General features: G+C 71.6%; 17 protein-coding genes and 1 pseudogene. 15 read left to right on the top strand and 3 right to left on the bottom strand.

Translation table 11 applies throughout. The features are described from left to right. The first annotated feature begins 2 nt into the window (after positions 1–2). From AB0M26_RS16765 to AB0M26_RS16710, 12 genes are all read left to right on the top strand, one after another. On the top strand, positions 3–1,307 hold the full coding sequence (locus AB0M26_RS16765) for a dihydroorotase (protein ID WP_365261101.1): 1,305 nt from the start codon (positions 3–5) through the stop codon (positions 1,305–1,307). Beyond that, entirely contained in the window at positions 1,304–1,876 is a 573-nt protein-coding gene (locus AB0M26_RS16760; RefSeq protein ID WP_365261098.1) for a hypothetical protein, read from the top strand. Before AB0M26_RS16765 ends, AB0M26_RS16760 begins: the two co-directional genes overlap by 4 nt. Then, a complete protein-coding gene (gene carA / locus AB0M26_RS16755) occupies positions 1,873–3,021 on the top strand; it encodes a glutamine-hydrolyzing carbamoyl-phosphate synthase small subunit (RefSeq protein WP_365261095.1) in 1,149 nt (382 codons plus the stop codon). Before AB0M26_RS16760 ends, carA begins: the two co-directional genes overlap by 4 nt. Continuing rightward, positions 3,005–6,316, top strand: a complete 3,312-nt coding sequence (gene carB, locus AB0M26_RS16750) for a carbamoyl-phosphate synthase large subunit (RefSeq protein ID WP_365261092.1) — start codon at positions 3,005–3,007, stop codon at positions 6,314–6,316. The genes carA and carB overlap by 17 nt, the downstream gene beginning before the upstream one ends. A gap of 98 nt (positions 6,317–6,414) precedes the next feature. Continuing rightward, complete coding sequence (locus AB0M26_RS16745) at positions 6,415–7,530, top strand: quinone-dependent dihydroorotate dehydrogenase (protein ID WP_365261089.1); 1,116 nt, start codon at positions 6,415–6,417, stop codon at positions 7,528–7,530. Beyond that, on the top strand, positions 7,530–8,372 hold the full coding sequence (gene pyrF / locus AB0M26_RS16740; protein ID WP_365261086.1) for an orotidine-5'-phosphate decarboxylase: 843 nt from the start codon (positions 7,530–7,532) through the stop codon (positions 8,370–8,372). The genes AB0M26_RS16745 and pyrF overlap by 1 nt, the downstream gene beginning before the upstream one ends. Before the next feature lie 383 nt (positions 8,373–8,755). Then, positions 8,756–9,079: an integration host factor gene (locus AB0M26_RS16735; RefSeq protein WP_059125536.1), complete on the top strand. Its 324-nt coding sequence runs from the start codon at positions 8,756–8,758 to the stop codon at positions 9,077–9,079. A 38-nt stretch (positions 9,080–9,117) separates the two neighbouring features. Then, complete coding sequence (gene gmk, locus AB0M26_RS16730; RefSeq protein WP_365261083.1) at positions 9,118–9,738, top strand: guanylate kinase; 621 nt, start codon at positions 9,118–9,120, stop codon at positions 9,736–9,738. 27 nt (positions 9,739–9,765) lie between these two features. Beyond that, positions 9,766–10,038, top strand: a complete 273-nt coding sequence (gene rpoZ / locus AB0M26_RS16725; protein WP_003982715.1) for a DNA-directed RNA polymerase subunit omega — start codon at positions 9,766–9,768, stop codon at positions 10,036–10,038. 105 nt (positions 10,039–10,143) lie between these two features. Continuing rightward, entirely contained in the window at positions 10,144–11,358 is a 1,215-nt protein-coding gene (gene coaBC / locus AB0M26_RS16720) for a bifunctional phosphopantothenoylcysteine decarboxylase/phosphopantothenate--cysteine ligase CoaBC (protein ID WP_365261080.1), read from the top strand. A 243-nt stretch (positions 11,359–11,601) separates the two neighbouring features. Then, positions 11,602–12,810: a methionine adenosyltransferase gene (metK, locus tag AB0M26_RS16715; protein WP_365261077.1), complete on the top strand. Its 1,209-nt coding sequence runs from the start codon at positions 11,602–11,604 to the stop codon at positions 12,808–12,810. A 127-nt stretch (positions 12,811–12,937) separates the two neighbouring features. Further along, positions 12,938–15,121 (top strand): primosomal protein N', encoded by a 2,184-nt coding sequence (locus AB0M26_RS16710; protein WP_365261075.1) that lies wholly within the window; start codon positions 12,938–12,940, stop codon positions 15,119–15,121. A gap of 199 nt (positions 15,122–15,320) precedes the next feature. Here the strand turns inward: AB0M26_RS16710 and AB0M26_RS16705 are convergent, their stop codons facing one another. Next, positions 15,321–15,878 carry a hypothetical protein gene (locus tag AB0M26_RS16705; RefSeq protein ID WP_365261072.1) on the bottom strand — a complete coding sequence of 186 codons (558 nt, stop codon included), beginning with the start codon at positions 15,876–15,878 and terminating at the stop codon, positions 15,321–15,323. 265 nt (positions 15,879–16,143) lie between these two features. Here AB0M26_RS16705 and fmt point away from each other — a divergent pair, with 265 nt between their 5' ends. Continuing rightward, on the top strand, positions 16,144–17,076 hold the full coding sequence (gene fmt, locus AB0M26_RS16700) for a methionyl-tRNA formyltransferase (RefSeq protein WP_365261069.1): 933 nt from the start codon (positions 16,144–16,146) through the stop codon (positions 17,074–17,076). 88 nt (positions 17,077–17,164) lie between these two features. Next, positions 17,165–18,625, top strand: coding sequence for a transcription antitermination factor NusB (locus AB0M26_RS16695; RefSeq protein WP_365261066.1), 1,461 nt, complete (start codon positions 17,165–17,167; stop codon positions 18,623–18,625). Positions 18,626–19,163: 538 nt separating this feature from the next. On the opposite strand, the gene AB0M26_RS16690 is transcribed toward AB0M26_RS16695, so the two are convergent. Both AB0M26_RS16690 and AB0M26_RS16685 read right to left on the bottom strand, forming a co-directional pair. Then, the gene (locus AB0M26_RS16690; RefSeq protein ID WP_365261355.1) at positions 19,164–19,289 is read right to left on the bottom strand and encodes a hypothetical protein; all 126 of its coding nucleotides are present in this window, start codon (positions 19,287–19,289) and stop codon (positions 19,164–19,166) included. A 48-nt stretch (positions 19,290–19,337) separates the two neighbouring features. Then, positions 19,338–19,794, bottom strand: a pseudogene (locus AB0M26_RS16685) (MarR family transcriptional regulator); the annotation flags it as partial. A gap of 285 nt (positions 19,795–20,079) precedes the next feature. Here AB0M26_RS16685 and AB0M26_RS16680 point away from each other — a divergent pair. Then, positions 20,080–20,369, top strand: a 290-nt coding sequence (locus AB0M26_RS16680) for a transposase (RefSeq protein ID WP_365261063.1), incomplete at its 3' end; no start/stop codon positions are given.

The following is a 20,369-nucleotide window of genomic DNA, read 5'->3' as shown; positions in this document are numbered from 1 at the left end:
CCATGAGCGAACCGAAGAAGACCCTCCTCCGCGGTGCGCGGATCCTCGGCGGCGAGCCCCAGGACGTCCTCATCACCGGCGAGACCATCACGGCCATCGGCACCGATTCGACGGTCTCCGGTGCCGAGGACGCCACCGTGATCGACGCGGAGGGCCAGGTCCTGCTGCCGGGCCTGGTGGACCTGCACACGCATCTGCGCGAGCCGGGCCGCGAGGACTCCGAGACCGTGCTCACCGGCACCCGCGCCGCCGCCATCGGCGGGTTCACGGCAGTCCACGCCATGGCCAACACCTTCCCCGTGGCGGACACCGCCGGCGTCGTCGAGCAGGTCTACCGGCTCGGCCGGGAGTCGGGCTACTGCGACGTCCAGCCCGTCGGCGCCGTCACCGTCGGCCTGGAGGGCAAGAAGCTCGCCGAGCTGGGTGCCATGCACGACTCCGCCGCCGGCGTCCGCGTCTTCTCCGACGACGGCAAGTGCGTCGACGACGCCGTGATCATGCGCCGGGCGCTGGAGTACGTGAAGGCCTTCGACGGCGTCATCGCCCAGCACGCCCAGGAGCCCCGCCTCACCGAGGGCGCCCAGATGAACGAGGGCGTCGTCTCCGCCGAACTCGGCCTCGGCGGCTGGCCCGCCGTCGCCGAGGAGTCGATCATCTCCCGCGATGTGCTGCTCGCCGCCCACGTCGGCTCCCGCGTGCACATCTGTCACCTCTCCACCGCGGGCTCGGTCGAGATCGTCCGCTGGGCCAAGTCCAAGGGCTGGGACGTGACCGCCGAGGTCACCCCGCACCACCTGCTCCTGACCGATGAGCTCGTACGGTCCTACAACCCCGTCTACAAGGTGAATCCGCCGCTGCGTACCGAAGCCGACGTCATGGTGCTGCGCGAGGCCCTCGCCGACGGCACCATCGACTGCGTGGCCACCGACCACGCCCCGCACCCCCACGAGGACAAGGACTGCGAGTGGGGCGCGGCGGCCATGGGCATGGTCGGCCTGGAGACCGCGCTCTCCGTCGTCCAGCACACGATGGTCGATACCGGCCTGCTCGGCTGGGCCCAGGTCGCCGAGCGCATGTCCTTCCGCCCGGCCGCCATCGGCCGCCTGGAGGGCCACGGACGCCCCGTCTCGGTGGGTGAACCGGCCAACCTGACCCTCGTCGATCCGGCATACCGTGGTGTCGTGGACCCCGCGGGCTTCGCCTCCCGCAGCCGCAACACCCCGTACGAGGGCCGTGAGCTGCCGGGGCGCGTCACCCACACCTTCCTGCGGGGCCGGGCAACGGTCGTGGACGGGAAGCTGGCGTGACACCACACATCCGACCGGCCGCCGAGCTGGCCGCCGAGCAGAAGTCCCAGGACGTCACCGACCTCGCCGCCCGCTTGGGGTGGGTCGTCGGCCTCCTGCTCCTCATCGCCCTGCTCTACTGGCTGATGCGCGAGGGCTGGAAGTGGCGCGGCGTGCTCCAGTCCGGCATCCCCGAGCTGCCCGAGACCCCTGAGACCGCCGGCGAGTCACGGCTGACCATGACCGGCCGCTACCACGGCTCGACCACCGCGGGACAGTGGCTCGACCGGATCGTCGCCCACGGCCTCGGCACCCGCAGCCGCGCCGAGCTGACGCTCACCGACGAGGGCCTGTCCGTCGTACGCCCCGGGGCCCGGGACTTCTTCGTGCCGGCGGCATCCCTGCGCGGCGCCCGGCTCGACAAGGGCATCGCCGGCAAGGTCCTCACCGAGGGGGGCCTGCTGGTGATCACTTGGCAGCACGGCGACACCCTGATCGACTCCGGCTTCCGCTCCGACCGCTCCGAGGAGCACCGGGCCTGGGTCACCACGCTCGACAGCACCACCACCCACCAGGAAGGCGCACGATGACGACCTCCACCCGGGGGGCCAGGACCCCCGCCGTACTCGTCCTGGAGGACGGCCGCACTTTCCGCGGCCGCGCCTACGGGGCCGTGGGGGAGACCTTCGGTGAGGCCGTCTTCTCCACCGGCATGACCGGTTACCAGGAGACGCTGACCGACCCCTCGTACCACCGGCAGGTCGTCGTCATGACCGCCCCTCACATCGGTAACACGGGCGTCAACGACGAGGACCCGGAGTCGAAGCGCATCTGGGTCGCCGGGTACGTGGTCCGCGACCCCGCCCGCGCGCCGTCCAACTGGCGCTCCGTGCGCAGCCTCGACGAGGAACTGGCCGCCCAGGGCGTCGTCGGGATCAGCGGGATCGACACCCGCGCCCTGACCCGTCACCTGCGCGAGCGGGGGGCGATGCGGGTCGGGATCTTCTCCGGCGCGGCGATCGGCGACGAGGCGGCCATGCTGGCGCGCGTCCAGGCGGCGCCGCAGATGAAAGGCGCGAACCTCAGCGCCGAGGTGGCCACCACCGAGACGTACGTCGTCCCGGCCATCGGCGAGAAGAAGTTCACGGTGGCCGCGGTCGACCTCGGCATCAAGGGCATGACGCCGCACCGCATGGCGCAGCGCGGCATCGAGGTGCACGTCCTTCCCGCCACCGCGGCGGTGGACGACATCTACGCGGTGAATCCGGACGGGGTGTTCTTCTCCAACGGTCCTGGCGACCCGGCCGCCGCCGACCACCCCGTCTCGCTCATGCGCGGCGTGCTGGAGCGAAGGACACCGCTGTTCGGCATCTGCTTCGGCAACCAGATCCTCGGCCGCGCGCTCGGCTTCGGCACGTTCAAGCTGAAGTACGGTCACCGCGGTATCAACCAGCCGGTCCAGGACCGCGCCACCGGCAAGGTCGAGGTCACCGCGCACAACCACGGCTTCGCCGTCGACGCCCCGCTCGACCGAGACTCCGACACCCCCTTCGGGCGCGCCCAGGTCTCCCACGTCTGCCTCAACGACGGCGTGGTCGAGGGCCTGCGGTGCCTCGACGTCCCGGCCTTCAGCGTCCAGTACCACCCCGAGGCGGCCGCGGGTCCGCACGACGCCGCGTACCTGTTCGACCGCTTCGTCTCCCTCATGGAGGACCAGCGTGCCCAAGCGCACTGACATCCAGTCCGTCCTGGTCATCGGATCGGGACCGATCGTCATCGGCCAGGCTGCCGAGTTCGACTACTCCGGCACCCAGGCCTGCCGTGTGCTCAAGGCCGAGGGCATGCGGGTGATCCTGGTCAACTCCAACCCGGCCACGATCATGACGGATCCGGAGATCGCCGACGCCACGTACGTCGAGCCGATCACCCCGGACATCGTCGAGAAGATCATCGCCAAGGAGCTTCCCGACGCGCTGCTGCCCACGCTCGGCGGCCAGACCGCGCTCAACACCGCGATCTCCCTGCACGAGGCGGGCACGCTGAAGGAGTACGGCGTCGAGCTGATCGGCGCCAACGTCGAGGCCATCCACAAGGGCGAGGACCGCGACCGGTTCAAGGAGGTCGTCGAGGCCGTCCGCGCCGGCACCGGCCACGGCGAGTCCGCCCGCTCGGTCATCTGCCACTCCATGGAGGAAGTCCTCGCGGGTGTCGAGCAGTTGGGCGGCTACCCCGTCGTCGTACGGCCCTCCTTCACCATGGGCGGTGCGGGCTCCGGGTTCGCGCACGACGAGGAAGAGCTGCGGCGTATCGCGGGCCAGGGCCTGACGCTCTCGCCGACCACCGAGGTGCTCCTGGAGGAGTCGATCCTCGGCTGGAAGGAGTACGAGCTGGAGCTGATGCGCGACAAGCACGACAACGTCGTGGTCGTCTGCTCCATCGAGAACTTCGACCCGATGGGCGTGCACACCGGTGACTCGATCACCGTCGCCCCGGCGATGACGCTGACCGACCGCGAGTACCAGATCCTGCGGGACATCGGTATCGCGGTCATCCGCGAGGTCGGCGTGGACACCGGCGGCTGCAACATCCAGTTCGCGGTCAATCCGGTCGATGGCCGAGTGATCGTCATCGAGATGAACCCCCGGGTCTCCCGTTCGTCGGCGCTGGCGTCGAAGGCCACCGGCTTCCCGATCGCGAAGATCGCGGCCAAGCTCGCCGTCGGCTACACCCTCGACGAGATCCCCAACGACATCACCCGGGAGACCCCGGCGTCCTTCGAGCCCACGCTCGACTATGTGGTCGTCAAGGTGCCGCGATTCGCGTTCGAGAAGTTCCCGGCCGCCGACGCCGCCCTCACCACCACCATGAAGTCGGTCGGCGAGGCCATGGCCATCGGCCGCAACTTCCCCGAGGCGCTGCAAAAGGCGCTGCGCTCCCTGGAGAAGAAGGGCAGCCAGTTCTCCTTCACCGGCGACCCCGGCGAGCGGGCCGCACTGCTCGAGGCCGCACGTGTCCCGACCGACGGCCGGATCAACACCGTCATGCAGGCCATCCGCGCCGGCGCCACCCCGGAGGAGATCTTCGCCGCCACGACCATCGACCCCTGGTTCACCGACCAGCTCTTCCTGATCAAGGAGGTCGCGGACGAGCTCGCCGAGGCCGACGAGCTCGGCCCCGAACTGCTCGCCGAGGCCAAGCGCTACGGCTTCTCCGACGCCCAGATCGCCGGCATCCGCAGGCTGCGCGAGGACGTCGTCCGCGAGGTCCGGCACGCCCTCGGCATCCGCCCGGTCTACAAGACCGTCGACACCTGCGCGGCCGAATTCGCCGCCCGCACCCCGTACTTCTACTCCTCCTACGACGAGGAGACCGAGGTCGCTGCGCGCGAGAAGCCCGCCGTCATCATCCTTGGCTCGGGCCCCAACCGCATCGGCCAGGGCATCGAGTTCGACTACTCCTGTGTGCACGCCTCCTTCGCCCTGCACGACGCGGGCTACGAGACCGTCATGGTCAACTGCAACCCCGAGACCGTCTCCACCGACTACGACACCTCCGACCGGCTCTACTTCGAGCCGCTCACGCTGGAGGACGTCCTGGAGATCGTCCACGCCGAAACCCAGGCCGGCCCGGTTGCCGGCGTCATCGTGCAACTCGGCGGCCAGACCCCGCTGGGCCTGGCCCAGGCGCTGAAGGACAACGGCGTGTCGATCGTCGGCACCTCGCCCGAGGCCATTCACGCCGCCGAGGACCGCGGCGCATTCGGCCGTGTCCTGACCGAGGCAGGACTGCCCGCACCCAAGTACGGCACCGCCTTCTCCTTCGATGAGGCCGGGCGCATCGCCGCCGAGATCGGCTACCCGGTCATGGTCCGCCCGAGCTACGTCCTCGGCGGCCGCGGCATGGAGATCGTCTACGATGAGCCCTCGCTGGCTGAGTACCTCACACGCCACGCCGGACTCATCTCCGAGCACCCGGTCCTCATCGACCGCTTCCTCGACGACGCCATCGAAATCGACGTCGACGCGCTGTACGACGGCCACGAGCTCTACCTCGGCGGCGTCATGGAGCACATCGAGGAAGCCGGTATCCACTCCGGCGACTCCGCCTGCGCCCTGCCCCCGATCACCCTCGGCGGCTTCGACATCAAGCGGCTGCGCACCTCGACCGAGGCCATCGCCAAGGGCGTCGGCGTCCGGGGACTGATCAACATCCAGTTCGCCATGGCCGGGGACATCCTCTACGTCCTGGAGGCCAACCCGCGAGCCTCCCGCACGGTCCCCTTCACCTCCAAGGCCACGGCCGTACCATTGGCGAAGGCCGCCGCCCGCATCTCGCTCGGCGCCACCATCGCCGAGCTGCGGTCCGAAGGCCTGCTTCCGGCGGACGGTGACGGCGGCACACTCCCGCTGGACGCGCCGATCTCCGTCAAGGAGGCCGTGTTGCCCTGGAGTCGCTTCCGGGACGCCTCCGGGCGGGGCGTGGACACCATTCTCGGCCCGGAGATGCGCTCCACCGGTGAGGTCATGGGCATCGATTCGGTCTTCGGCACGGCGTACGCCAAGTCCCAGGCGGGGGCGTACGGCGCGCTGCCCACCAAGGGCCGGGCCTTCGTCTCCGTCGCCAACCGCGACAAACGCTCGATGATCTTCCCCGCACGCGAACTGGTCGGCATGGGCTTCGAACTGCTCGCCACCTCAGGCACCGCCGAGGTCCTCAAGCGCAACGGCATCAACGCCACCGTGGTCCGCAAGCACAGCGAGGGCCAGGGGCCGCAGGGCGAGAAGACCATCGTCCAGCTCATCCACGAGGGTCACGTCGATCTGATCGTCAACACCCCCTACGGCACCGGCGGCCGCCTCGACGGCTACGACATCCGTACCGCCGCGGTCGCCCGCGGCGTGCCCTGCCTGACGACCGTCCAGGCACTGGCAGCGGCCGTCCAGGGCATCGAGGCACTCAGCCGCGGCGACGTCGGGGTCCGCTCCCTCCAGGAACACGCGGAGCATCTGACCGCGGCCCGGACGGCGTAGCCCTGATCCCGCCCACCCGCCCTCGGCGGCGGGTGGGCGGCTTCCCGGACATCCCGGACCCTGGACATCCCTGCTCGCCGCGGAAGGCCCGGCCCACCATGTACTCCCTCCTGTTCCGACTGGTCCTCCGGCGGATGGACCCCGAGCGCGCCCACCACCTGGCGTTCTCCTGGATCCGGCTCGCCGCCCGCGTCCCCGTCCTGCGGACGCTGGTCGCGGCCGTCCTCACACCGCGGGACCCGGCGCTGCGCACCGAGGCGCTGGGCCTGACGATGCCCGGCCCGTTCGGTCTTGCCGCCGGCTTCGACAAGAACGCGACCGGGATCGATGGGCTGTCCATGCTCGGATTCGGCCACGTCGAGATCGGCACGGTGACCGCGCAGCCCCAGCCGGGCAACCCCAGGCAGCGGCTGTTCCGGCTGGTCCCGGACCGCGCCCTGATCAACCGCATGGGCTTCAACAACGACGGTTCGGCCACCGTCGCCGCCCGGCTCAGCGCGCGCCGCGCGGTCTTCCCCGCGGTCGTCGGCGTCAACATCGGAAAGACGAAGGTCGTCCCGGAGGCTGAAGCTGTGGCCGACTACGTGACGTCGACCGAGCGCCTCGCGAGCCACGCCGACTACCTCGTCGTCAACGTCAGCTCCCCGAACACACCCGGACTGAGGAATCTGCAGGCCGTCGAGCACCTTCGCCCCCTGCTCTCCGCGGTCCGCGAGGCGGCCGACCGTACGGTCACCGGCCGCCGCGTCCCGCTGCTCGTCAAGATCGCCCCGGACCTCGCCGACGAGGACGTGGACGCCGCCGCCGATCTCGCGGTCGAGCTGGGCCTCGACGGCATCATCGCCACCAACACCACCATCGCTCGCGAGGGCCTCGGCCTGGCCACGGAGAAGCCGGAGATCGAGGCCGTCGGCGCCGGAGGACTCTCCGGCGCGCCCCTGAAATCCCGCTCCCTGGAGGTCCTGCGCCGGCTCTACGCGCGCGTGGGCGACTGCGTCACGCTCATCGGTGTGGGCGGCATCGAGACCGCCGACGACGCCTGGGAGCGCATCCTCGCCGGCGCCACGCTGGTCCAGGGGTACAGCGGATTCATCTACGCGGGCCCTTGGTGGTGCCGCACGATCAACGCCGGGCTCGCGGACCGCCTCGCCCGCAGCCCGTACGCCACCCTCGCCGACGCCGTCGGCGCCGAAAACCGGAAGGCTGCCGCCTGATGACCGAACCGGAGCCGTTCGGCGCGCGTCTGCGCCGCGCCATGGACACCCGCGGCCCGCTGTGCGTCGGGATCGACCCGCATGCCTCGCTGCTCACCGACTGGGGGTTGGACGACGACGTCACGGGTCTGGAGCGGTTCACGCGCACGGTCGTCGAGGCGCTCGCCGACCGCGTTGCCGTGCTGAAGCCGCAGTCCGCGTTCTTCGAGCGCTTCGGCTCCCGGGGCATCGCCGTACTGGAGAAGGCCGTGGCCGAGGCCCGCGACGCCGGAGCCCTGGTGCTCATGGACGCCAAGCGCGGCGACATCGGTTCCACCATGGGCGCGTACGCCGCCACCTATCTGCACCCAGGAAGCCCGCTGTTCTCCGATGCGGTGACGGTCAGCCCGTATCTCGGCTTCGGCTCGCTGCGCCCGGCCCTCGACGCGGCCTCGGCCGCCGGCTGCGGCGTCTTCGTCCTCGCGCTCACCTCCAACCCCGAGGGGGCCGAGGTGCAGCGCGCCACCGCTGCGGACGGCAGGTCCCTCGCGCAGGTGATGCTCGACCACATGGCGGCGGAGAACGCGGGCGCGGCTCCGCTCGGCTCGGTCGGAGCCGTCGTCGGCGCGACCCTCGGCGACGCGGACGCCGACCTCGCGATCAATGGTCCGCTGCTCGCCCCCGGGATCGGCGCCCAGGGGGCGACTCCGGCGGATCTGCCCGGTGTCTTCGGCGCCGCGGTGGGCAATGTCGTGCCCAGCGTCAGCCGCGGGGTGCTCCGGCACGGCCCGGACGCCGCGGGGCTGCGGGGGGCCGCGGCGGGGCTGGCCGACGAGGTGCGCGCGGCCGTGCGGGTGGGCTGATACGGCCGGGCCGGTCGGATCCGTGCCGGCGGGCACCGGCCCCGGAGTGCATCAGGATCCCGTCACGGACCGGGTGGAGACGAGGCGGTCGCAGTTCCCGGGCAGGGCCCGGCCGCACGCTTGAGCGGCGGTCTTTCCGCGGTCCCGCAGGTCACGCTGTTGAACAATTTCGAGGGGAACCGGAGACTTTTTGTCCTAAATGTCCCAGTCAAGTAAGGCTGACCAGGACTTTTCCGCCGTTCTCGCTGACTCCGGCGCACTTGGCCGCTAGTCTCCGTCGCAGAGCGAACGTGCAAGCGCGTTGCTCGTTGCTCCGCAGGTGTGGGGCGACTAGGTTCCTCACCGGTCCGTATCCGACGTTCGACATCCGAGGTGACGTAGGCGTGGCTCTTCCGCCCCTTACCCCTGAACAGCGCGCAGCCGCGCTCGAAAAGGCCGCCGCGGCTCGCCGGGAGCGGGCCGAGGTCAAGAATCGACTCAAGCACTCCGGTGCCTCGCTGCACGAGGTCATCAAGCAGGGCCAGGAGAACGATGTCATCGGGAAGATGAAGGTCTCCGCCCTCCTGGAGTCCCTGCCCGGCGTCGGCAAGGTCCGCGCCAAGCAGATCATGGAGCGTCTCGGCATCTCCGAGAGCCGTCGTGTGCGCGGTCTCGGCTCCAATCAGATCGCCTCCCTCGAGCGCGAGTTCGGCGGCGCCACCTCCTGATGTTCCCGGGCACTCCCGGGAACCTGGATAATCGCCCCATGGCCGCAACATCCCGGGGGACGCACCGTCCCCTCGAGTCGCCGGGGGAAACCCCGGCCCCTCCGGACGCACGTCCGCGACTGACCGTGCTCTCCGGCCCCTCCGGGGTCGGGAAGAGCACGGTCGTCGCTCATCTGCGCAAGGCACACCCCGAGGTGTGGCTCTCCGTCTCGGCGACCACCCGCAAGCCCCGTCCAGGGGAGCGGCACGGCGTCCAGTACTTCTTCGTCGAGGACGAGGAGTTCGACAAGCTCGTCGCCAACGGTGAGCTGCTGGAGTGGGCAGAGTTCGCCGGGAACCGGTACGGCACGCCCCGAAGAGCCGTCCTCGATCATCTGGACGCCGGAGAACCGGTGCTTCTCGAGATCGACCTCCAGGGTGCACGGCTGGTCCGTGCGTCCATGCCCGACGCGCAGCTCGTCTTCCTCGCGCCGCCGAGCTGGGACGAGTTGGTCCGCCGGCTCACCGGCCGGGGCACCGAGCCTCCGGCGGTCATCGAGCGCCGGCTGGAGGCGGCGAGGACGGAGCTCGCGGCCGAGTCCGAGTTCGATACCACCCTGGTCAACACCTCCGTCGAGGACGTGGCGCGTGAGCTGCTAGCCTTGATGCGAGTTTCCTGATCTTCTCCCCCTTTCGGAAGGTAGAGCGTGTCCTCTTCCATCACCGCGCCCGAGGGCATCATCAACCCGCCGATCGACGAGCTTCTCGAGGCCACGGACTCGAAGTACAGCCTCGTGATCTACGCGGCCAAGCGCGCGCGCCAGATCAACGCGTACTACTCCCAGCTCGGCGAGGGCCTGCTCGAGTACGTCGGCCCCCTCGTGGACACCCATGTGCACGAGAAGCCGCTCTCGATCGCCCTGCGCGAGATCAACGCGGGTCTGCTGACCTCCGAGGCCGTCGAGGGCCCCGCGCAGTAGCAGCAGCACTGGATCGTCATCCCTGGCCCGGCGGCGCGCCCGCCGGGCCTGTGGTGTGTCATGGGTGGGTACAGGCCGGTACGGGGTCATGGTGTGGGGAGAGCGATGGACAAGCCGAAGGTCGTCCTGGGTGTCAGCGGTGGGATCGCCGCCTACAAGGCGTGCGAGCTGCTGCGCCGCCTGACCGAGTCCGGGCATGACGTACGGGTCGTGCCGACCGACTCCGCGCTCCACTTCGTCGGCGAGGCGACCTGGTCCGCGCTCTCCGGAAACCCCGTGTCCACCGAGGTGTGGGGGTCCGTCCACGAGGTGCCGCACGTCCGCATCGGGCAGGCGGCCGACCTCGTGGTGGTCGCTCCCGCCACCGCGGACCTGCTCGCCAGGGCCGCCCACGGTCTCGCGGACGACCTGCTCACCAACACGCTCCTCACCGCACGATGTCCGGTGGTCTTCGCCCCCGCGATGCACACCGAGATGTGGGAGCACCCGGCCACGCAGGAGAACGTGGCGACCCTGCGCCGCCGCGGCGCCGTCGTCATCGAGCCGGCCGTCGGTCGACTGACCGGCGTGGACACCGGCAAGGGGCGACTCCCGGAACCCGCCGAGATCTTCGACGTCTGCCGCCGGGTCCTGGCCCGGGGAGCCGCGGGTGCAGAGGTGCGGGACATGGTGGGCCTGCACGTCGTGGTGAGTGCGGGCGGTACCCGCGAGCCGCTCGATCCCGTCCGCTTTCTCGGCAACCGCTCCTCGGGCAAGCAGGGTTACGCCCTCGCCCGTACGGCCGTGGCGCGCGGAGCCCGTGTGACGCTGGTCGCCGCCAACACCACCGGTCTGCCGGACCCCGCCGGGGTCGATGTGGTGCCGGTCGGCACCGCCGTCCAGCTCCGTGAGGCCGTGCTGAAGGCCGCCGCCGACGCGGACGCCGTGGTCATGGCCGCGGCCGTCGCCGACTTCCGTCCCGCGCACTACGCCGAGGGCAAGATCAAGAAGAAGGACGGCGAGGAGCCCGAACCCGTCGCCCTGGTGCGCAATCCGGATGTGCTCGCCGAGCTCTCTGCCGACCGGGCGCGGTCCGGCCAGGTGATCGTCGGCTTCGCCGCCGAGACGGACGACGTGCTGGCCAACGGTCGCGCCAAGTTGGAGCGCAAGGGCTGTGATCTGCTCGTCGTCAACGAGGTGGGGGAGCGCAAGACCTTCGGTTCGGAAGCGAACGAGGCGGTCGTGCTGGGTGCGGACGGCAGCGAGACACCCGTGCCCTTCGGGCCCAAGGAGGATCTCGCCGAGATCGTGTGGGATCTGGTGAGCCGGCGCGTCCGCTGATATTTTCCGATCGTTCCGCGTTGATCCGGAACAGGTACGACACGCCCGGCTCGCGGGATGCGAACGGAGGACGAGCGACCCGTGAACGGGTGGTTCCGCAGGTCATAGCGCTCCCACGGAGCGAGATGCCTTGTCCGTTCGCCGGAAGTGACCGATAAACTGGTGCCGGATCCGCGTCGGGCGCAGCCCCCGCACGGGTCCAGCCATGATCAGCCAGCAGCCGCTGCAACCCCAGGGAGCGATGTGTCCCGCCGCCTGTTCACCTCGGAGTCCGTGACCGAGGGCCACCCCGACAAGATCGCTGACCAGGTCAGCGACACGATTCTCGACGCTCTGATCCAGGAGGACCCCACGTCGCGGGTCGCCGTGGAGACCTTGATCACCACGGGCCTGGTGCACGTGGCCGGCGAGGTGACGACCAAGGCGTACGCGCCGATCGCCACCCTCGTCCGCAACAAGATCCTCGAGATCGGTTACGACTCCTCCAAGAAGGGCTTCGACGGCGCCTCCTGTGGCGTCTCGGTGTCCATCGGAGCGCAGTCGCCGGACATCGCGCAGGGTGTCGACGCCGCGTACGAGAAGCGGGTCGAGGGCGATGACGACGAGCTGGACCGGCAGGGCGCGGGCGACCAGGGCCTGATGTTCGGGTACGCCTGCGACGAGACGCCCGAGCTGATGCCACTGCCGATCAACCTGGCCCACCGGCTCTCCCGCCGGCTCTCGGAGGTGCGGAAGAACGGGACCATCCCCTACCTCCGTCCCGATGGCAAGACCCAGGTCACCATCGAGTACGACGGCGACAAGGCGGTCCGCCTCGACACCGTCGTGGTCTCCTCGCAGCACGCCTCCGACATCGACCTGGATTCGCTGCTGGCGCCCGACATCCGCGAGTTCGTCGTCGAGCACGTCCTCAACCAGCTCATCGAGGACGGCATCAAGCTCGACACCAACGGCTACCGCCTGCTGGTGAACCCGACCGGTCGCTTCGAGATCGGCGGCCCCATGGGCGACGCCGGCCTCACCGGCCGGAAGATCATCATCGACACCTACGGCGGCATGGCCCGCCACGGCGGCGGCGCCTTCTCCGGCAAGGACCCGTCCAAGGTCGACCGCTCGGCGGCGTACGCCATGCGCTGGGTCGCGAAGAACGTGGTGGCGGCCGGTCTGGCCTCCCGCTGCGAGGTGCAGGTCGCGTACGCGATCGGTAAGGCGGAGCCCGTCGGTCTCTTCGTGGAGACCTTCGGCACCGCCACGGCCGACGTGGAGAAGATCGAGAAGGCCATCACCAAGGTCTTCGACCTCCGTCCGGCCGCGATCATCCGCGATCTGGACCTGCTCCGCCCGATCTACGCCCAGACCGCGGCCTACGGTCACTTCGGCCGCGAGCTCCCGGACTTCACCTGGGAGCGCACGGATCGCGTCGACGCGCTCCGCGCCGAGGTGGGGCTGTAGGCCTCCGGCACCTCACGGCGGCGGCCCCGGACCGAGTGGTTCGGGGCCGCCGCCGTCCTACGCGGGCATGCGCGCGGTACGGCGTCCGCGAACCGAGGTGTCGGCCCCGTCTGGTAGGACGGTGTGTGTGAGCAGCGAGAACGGGCCGCCGGGCGAGGACCCGGCGAGGACGTCCCCGGCGGAGGAGCCGCAGGGCGGCGAGCAACTCGCGCTCATCCGCGAGACCGTGCGCAAGGCGAAGGTGCCCCGCGCCAAGCCCCGTACCTGGCGCGGGGCGCCACTCGCCGAGCACGACCCCGTGGCGCGGGTGCTCGTCGACAAGGGCCTGATCCACCTCGACCAGTTCTTCGACTACGCCGTGCCCGCAGCGATGGACACCGAGGCCCGTCCAGGCGCCCGCGTCCGGGTCCGTTTCGGCGCCCGCGTGGTCAAGGGCCGCCGCGAGGGCGGAGAACTGCACGACGGGTTCATCGTCGAGCGGCGCGCCGAGAGCGACTACCGCGGGCCGCTGGCCCCCATCGCCCAGGTGCTCTCCCCGGAACCGGTGCTCGGCCCGGGCCTGCTGTCCCTGTGCCGAGCCGTCGCCGACCGCTACGCCGGCGCGCTCGCCGATGTCGTCCAACTCGCCGTGCCCCCGCGCCGCGTCCGCCCCGAGGCCGAGCCCGCCACGGACCCGTTGCCGCCGCCGCGGCCGCCTGAGCCCGGCCCCTGGACGCGGTACGCAAGCGGCCCCGGCTATCTCCAGGCCCTGGCGCGCGGTGACGCCCCCCGGGCGGTGTGGACCGCGCTCCCCGGCCCCCACTGGGCCGACGAACTCGCCCGCGCCGCCGCCGCCGCGCTCGCCTCCGGGCGGGGCGCGCTCGTCGTCGTGCCCGACGGGCGTACGGCCGCGCGCGTCGACGCGGCGCTCACCGCCCTCGTCGGCACCGGCCGCCACGTGCTGCTCACCGCGGACAGCGGGCCCGAGGAGCGATATCGCAGATGGCTCGCGGTAAACCGCGGCAGTGTGCGCGCCGTGGTCGGTACCCGGGCCGCCATGTTCTCCCCCGTACGGGACCTCGGACTCGCCGCGATCTGGGACGACGGGGACTCCAGCCACAGCGAGCAGCACGCGCCGCAGCCGCACGCCCGCGAGGTGCTGCTGCTGCGCGCGGCGCACGAGAAGGCCGCCTTTCTGCTGGGAGGGGTCGGCTGCACGGTCGAAGGAGCCCAACTGGTCGAAACGGGCTGGGCGTTGCCGCTCGCGGCCCCGCGCGAGCAGGTCCGTTCCTCGGCGCCACTGGTCCGTACCATCGGCGACGCCGACCAGGCGCGCGACGAGGCCGCGCGCGCCGCCCGGCTGCCCACGATGGCCTGGCAGGTGGTGCGGGAGGGGCTGCGTACGGGCCCGGTCCTGATCCAGGTGCCACGCCGGGGGTATGTGCCGCGGCTGTCGTGCGAGCGATGTCGTACCCCGGCTCGCTGCGCACAGTGCTCGGGGCCGCTCCAGGGGGAGGACGAGGGCGTGCTGCGCTGCGGCTGGTGCGGGCGGACGGAGTCCGACTGGCACTGCGCCGAGTGCGGGGGAGTGCGGCTGCGAGCACAGGTCGTCGGGGCGCGGCGCACCGCCGAGGAGTTGGGCCGGGCCTTCCCCGCCGTACCGGTGCGGACCTCGGGGCGCGACCACGTCCTGGACACGGTGTCCGGCAGACCCGCGCTGATCGTCAGCACGCCGGGCGCGGAGCCGGTCGCCGAGGGCGGCTATGCCGCTGCGCTGCTGCTCGACGGCTGGGCCATGCTCGGCCGGCCCGACCTGCGTGCGGGGGAGGAGGCACTGCGCCGCTGGCTGGCCGCGGCGGCGCTGGTGCGGGGCCAGGACGACGGCGGCACGGTGGTGGTCGTCGCCGAGCCGACGCTGCGTCCCGTGCAGGCCCTGGTCCGCTGGGACCCCGCGGGGCATGCGGTGCGCGAACTCGCCGAGCGGGCCGAACTCGGCTTTCCGCCGGTCTCGCGAATGGCGGCGCTCGTCGGCCGCCCTGACGATGTGCAGGATCTGCTGTCCACGATCCAACTGCCCGTCGGGACGGAGGTGTTGGGGCCCGTTCCGCTGCCCGCTCCGCCGCCGGGCCGGCCGCGTCGCGCGGGCGACCCGCCACCGGCCGCGCAGGGCGGGGGCCGGACGGGGGAGAACTGGGAGCGCACCCTGCTGCGCGTCCGCCCGGGGAACGGTGCGGCGCTGGCGGCCGCGTTGAAGGCCGCCCAGGCGGCTCGTGCGGTGCGGCGCGAAGGGGAGCCGGTGCGTGTCCGCATGGACCCGCCCGACCTGGGCTGAGGGGCGGCCTCGGATCGGTCCTTACTGCGACCGCGGACGCCGGTGCGGCGCAGCGGCTCGTACGCGCTCCCCTCACGCAGCGCCGGCCGCCGATCTGCACCAGGTGCAGTGGCGGCCCGATGGCGCATGACGCGGCGGAACTGCGCCGGACGGCGAAGACGCCGACGCGAACGGAAGCAACGGCGGGGCGACGGAAGACTCAGCCGTGGCGGGGACCCGGAAGAGCGGTCTGACGGGAGTCCTCCCGCACCGGCGCCCCGGCAGCGGTGTGCGGTGCCACCGAGCGGGCCGCGGGCACGGCCGGCTGCGACCCGCCGTGCCGGAGCCCGGAGGGCGACGGCGTGACGGACAGCTCCGGGCCCTCGGTCGTACGGACCGGGGCCTCGCTGTCGCCACCGCTGGTGGCGGCGGTGCGGCGGGACCCGTAACGGCGGTGCACCGCCTGCTTGGTGACCCCGAGTGCAGAGCCCACCGCGTCCCAGGAGAACCCCAGGGACCGGTCGAAGTCGACGGCCGCGGTCACCAGGGTCTCGACACTGTCCCGCAGTTCCTGGGCGAGTCGCACGGTCGGTGCGGGCGCCCTTCCGTAGACGACGAATCCCGCGGACGGGCCGGTGCGCCGCGGCCGGTAGACGTTGCCCAACTGGGCGGTGAGGGTACGCAGTGCGTCCACCTGCCGGCGGACCCGCTCGATGTCCCGCACCAGGAGGTGCAGACTGGCCCGAGCCTGGGCGTCGTGGGTTGCGTGGTCGGCCATGAACAAGCCTCTCGAACCGGCGTTGAATAGGATCGGGCCGCAACTGTGGCCCGATTTCGGTCAATCTCTCTTGACCGGACCAACGCGCCACCTGCCGAAGTGGTCACGGTCCGGTGAGCGTGAGCCTGTTGCCAAGGGGCGCGCGGGAGTGCGCGTGCCGTCACGGACGTGACAGCTGCCGCGATTCCGGAGGTCATAGACTGAAGTGCCGCCGGGGCCGGCAGCCCGGCGCCGTCGTTCCCGCCTGAGAGGCAGCGCATCACCGATGAAGCTCGTCTTCGCCGGCACCCCCGAGGTCGCCGTACCCGCCCTTGACGCCCTGATCGCCTCGGGGCGCCACGAGATCGCCGCCGTCGTCACCCGGCCCGACGCGGCCGCGGGGCGCGGGCGCCATCTGGTGGCCAGCCCCGTCGCGCAGCGCGCGGAGGAGGCGGGCATCGAGGTGCTCAAGCCGGCGCGGCCGCGTGACGAGGACTTCCTCGGCCGCCTCAGCGAGATCGGCCCCGACTGCTGCCCCGTCGTGGCCTACGGCGCGCTGCTGCCCAGAACCGCTCTCGATGTCCCCGCCCACGGCTGGGTGAACCTGCACTTCTCGCTGCTGCCGGCATGGCGCGGCGCCGCCCCCGTGCAGCACGCGGTGCTGGCGGGAGACGAGGTCACCGGCGCGACGACATTCCTGATCGAGGAGTCCCTCGACTCGGGGCCGGTCTACGGCGTGGTGACCGAGAACGTACGCCCGACCGACACCAGCGGCGATCTGCTGACCCGTCTCGCCTTCGCGGGCGCGGGCCTGCTGGCCGCGACGATGGACGGTATCGAGGACGGCACGCTCAAGGCCGTGCCGCAGGCCACCGAAGGCGTCACCTACGCGTCGAAGATCAACGTCGAGGACGCGGAGATCGACTGGTCGGCGCCCGCACTGCGCGTGGACCGGCTCGTCCGCGCCTGTACGCCCGCACCGGGCGCCTGGACCGTCTTCCGCGGCGAGCGCCTGAAGGTCATGTCGGTGACGCCTGCCGGGGACCGTGCGGACCTGGGTCCCGGAGACCTCGCCGCCACCAAGAAGGCGGTCCACGCCGGCACCGGTTCGCACGCCGTCGAGCTGCAGTGGGTGCAGCCTCAGGGCAAGAAGCCGATGCCGGCTGCCGATTGGGCGCGCGGTGTGCGTATCGCGGGCGGGGAGAAGCTGGGCGGGTAGGGCCGGTTCCGGCCGGGTCCTTGGGCGCGGACCACGGGACGTAGGCTGGTGGGCACAAGACCCCATGCGTACCCGGAGCACATTTCCCGTGAACGACCAGCGCCGTCGTGGCCGTCCCGGCAAGCCGTACCGCCGCCCCAAGAAGGATCCCGTCCGCATCCTCGCCTTCGAGGCGCTGCGGGCCGTCGACGAGCGCGACGCATACGCCAACCTCGTCCTGCCGCCGTTGCTGCGCAAGGCCCGGGAGAGCGAAGGGTTCGACACCCGGGACGCGGCGCTGGCGACCGAGCTGGTGTACGGCACGCTGCGCCGCCAGGGCACCTACGACGCGATCATCGCCGCGTGCGTCGACCGGCCGCTGCGTGAGGTCGACCCTCCCGTGCTCGATGTACTCGGCCTCGGCGCGCACCAACTCCTCGGCACCCGCATCCCGACGCACGCCGCGGTCTCCGCGACCGTCGAACTCGCTCGGGTCGTATTGGGTGATGGGCGGGCCAAGTTCGTCAACGCCGTGCTGCGCAGGATCGCGGACGACGACCTCGACGGCTGGCTGGACCGCGTGGCGCCGCCCTATGACGAGGACCCCGAGGACCATCTGGCCGTGGTCCACTCGCATCCGCGCTGGATCGTCTCGGCTCTGTGGGACGCGCTGGGGGCACCCCCAGCGGTAGCCGGGGGAGGCGGCAGCGCCGGAATCGAGGACCTGCTGGAGGCCGACAACGAGCGGCCGGAGGTGACGCTCGTCGCGCGCCCAGGCAGGTGCACGACGGACGAGTTGCTGGAGACGCTGGGGGAGGAGGCCGGTCTGCCCGGCCGCTGGTCCCCGTACGCGGTGCGGTTGGCGGACGGCGGTGAGCCCGGAGCGCTCGACGCCGTCCGCGAGGGTCGCGCCGGAGTGCAGGACGAAGGCAGCCAGCTCGTCGCCCTCTCGCTCGCAAACGCGCCCCTGGACGGAGACGACAGCCGATGGCTCGACGGCTGCGCGGGTCCCGGCGGCAAGGCGGCGCTCTTGGGGGCGCTGGCAGCGGAGCGGGGCGCCGCGTTGCTCGCCGCCGAGAAGCAGCCGCACCGGGCGCGGCTGGTCGCCCGGGCACTCGACGGGAACCCTGGGCCGTACCAGGTGATCACGGCGGACGGCACGCGGCCGCCGTGGCGCTCCGGCACGTTCGACCGGGTGCTGATGGACGTCCCGTGCACCGGCCTCGGCGCGCTGCGCCGCCGGCCGGAGGCGCGCTGGCGGCGCCGCCCCGAGGACCTCGACGGCTTCGCGCCACTGCAGCGCGCTCTTCTGCGGGAGGCGCTCGGCGCCGTCCGCGTCGGCGGTGTCGTCGCGTACGCGACGTGCTCGCCGCACCTGGCGGAGACGCGCGCCGTCGTGGACGACGTGCTGAAGGGCCGCGGCGGGACCGCGCCCGGGGCGGAGTGGATCGACGCCCGCCCGTTGATGCCCGGGGTACCGGCACTGGGCGCAGGACCGGACGTCCAGCTCTGGCCCCATTTGCACGGCACGGACGCGATGTACTTGGCGCTATTGCGGCGTACGGGCTGACCGCGCTCCGGCTGCACGCGAAAGGCCGTCACCGGACGAAGGCCACGATGTGGCGGGCGGCTTGGGCACATTGACGCACCCCGCGGATGCGGACGCGTTCGAGGGCCGCGCCGGGTTCTCCGCTGCGCGTGCAGAGTCACCAGGGCAGTCTCCGGGCCCCCTCGGATGCGGCCGGGCGCTCGCTGGGTCCTGCGTACCTGGCCAGCGGTCCGAGAATGGCGGTTGCGGTCCAGACCCCCGACGCTCAACGACCGACCACTGGCCACCGACCACCGGCTACCGGCCACTGGCCACCGACCAGTCCCCCCGACCCCCGACCGCCGACCGCCGACCGGCGGCCGCCGACCGCCGACCGCCGACCGCCGACCGCCGACCGCCGGCCACCGGCCACCGGCCACCGGCCTGGAGCCTGCGTGCCGCGGCTTCCTCGATCCGCTGCCGACACAGCCGGACGACGGCGTTCCCGCCGGTGGCGAGCAGAACGAGGAGAACAAGGAGCGCGACGAGGCCGTCCGCCGCCGGGCCGGTGCAACGCCCGTCAGAGCATCGAGCCGTCGCGCGTCGTCCCTCGTACGTTCGCCTCCTGCATGACTGCCTCGTGCACGTCGGTGTCCGGCACATGCGTCTCGGGGACGTCCGCGTCGTGCATGTCCGCGTCGTGCATGTCCGCCCAGCCCAGCGGGTGCTCCTGCGCGCCGACGGCGGTCTCCTGCGGTTCCCCACCGGCCTCGCTGAAGACCGTCAGTGCCTCGATCAGCGGAGCGCTGCTCAGGGGCGAGACGCGCCACGATCGAGGCGATCTCGCGCCGCCGCCGGGCCATGACGTCGTCGACGAGCCTGTGCCCGTCCTCGGTCAGCCGCAGGACGGTCTCGCGGCGGTTGTCGGGGTTGGTGCGGCGGTCCGCGAGCCCTGCCGCGATCATGCGGTCGATCATCCGCATCGCGGTCGACGGGTTCACCCCGAGCCGGTCTGCGAGCGTCACGAGCTTGGCCGAGCGGTGCGTGGACAGCACGATGAGCAACCGGAACTGAGCAAGTGTCACGCGGTCCTCGACTGCCGCCAGGGACCGCGAGGACACGCCGACCAGCAGCCGGGACGCGGTCAGCACCGCACGTGTCACCGCCTCGACGTCGTCGGAGTCCGGCGAGGCCGGAGAAGCTTCGCTCATACCCCCTTTGTACCGCGTTCCGGCGTACTCCCCGGCCGCCGTAACCCTCCCCATTACCTTCTTCGTGGCCCCGCAATGGGGCTCCCGGCCTCTGGAGCTGGCATGACTGGGTCCCCCTGTCGAGTGCATGGCCTGGGGGGTGGTGTCACCGGCTCCGGAGGCACTGACAGACCGCTGATTAGGGACATGACCACCGGCTTCTTCGCAGGTCGGGAGGCTCTTCGTAATGTGGATGTGGCGATCGGTGCCGTGGGACGGCCGGGTGGGTACGACCGGAGAGTGCACGTGATCGACACCAGTGACATCGGCGTCTTCCTCGGCCTGGATGTCGGCAAAGGCGAACATCACGCCACCGCCGTCACTCCCGCCGGGAAGAAGGCCTTCGACAAGCGGCTTCCCAACAGCGAGCCCAAACTCCGCGAGGTCTTCGCCAAGTTGAAGACCAAGCACAGCACGGTCCTGGTCGTGGTCGATCAGCCCGCTTCGATCGGTGCCCTGCCACTGGCCGTGGCCAGGGACATGGGCTGTGAGGTCGCGTACTTGCCCGGCCTGACGATGCGGCGGATCGCCGACCT

It is taken from the genome of Streptomyces sp. NPDC051776 (assembly GCF_040681345.1).
Taxonomy (GTDB): domain Bacteria; phylum Actinomycetota; class Actinomycetes; order Streptomycetales; family Streptomycetaceae; genus Streptomyces.
Note: the sequence above shows the minus strand (reverse complement) of the source record. Positions and strands in the feature narration are given on the sequence as shown.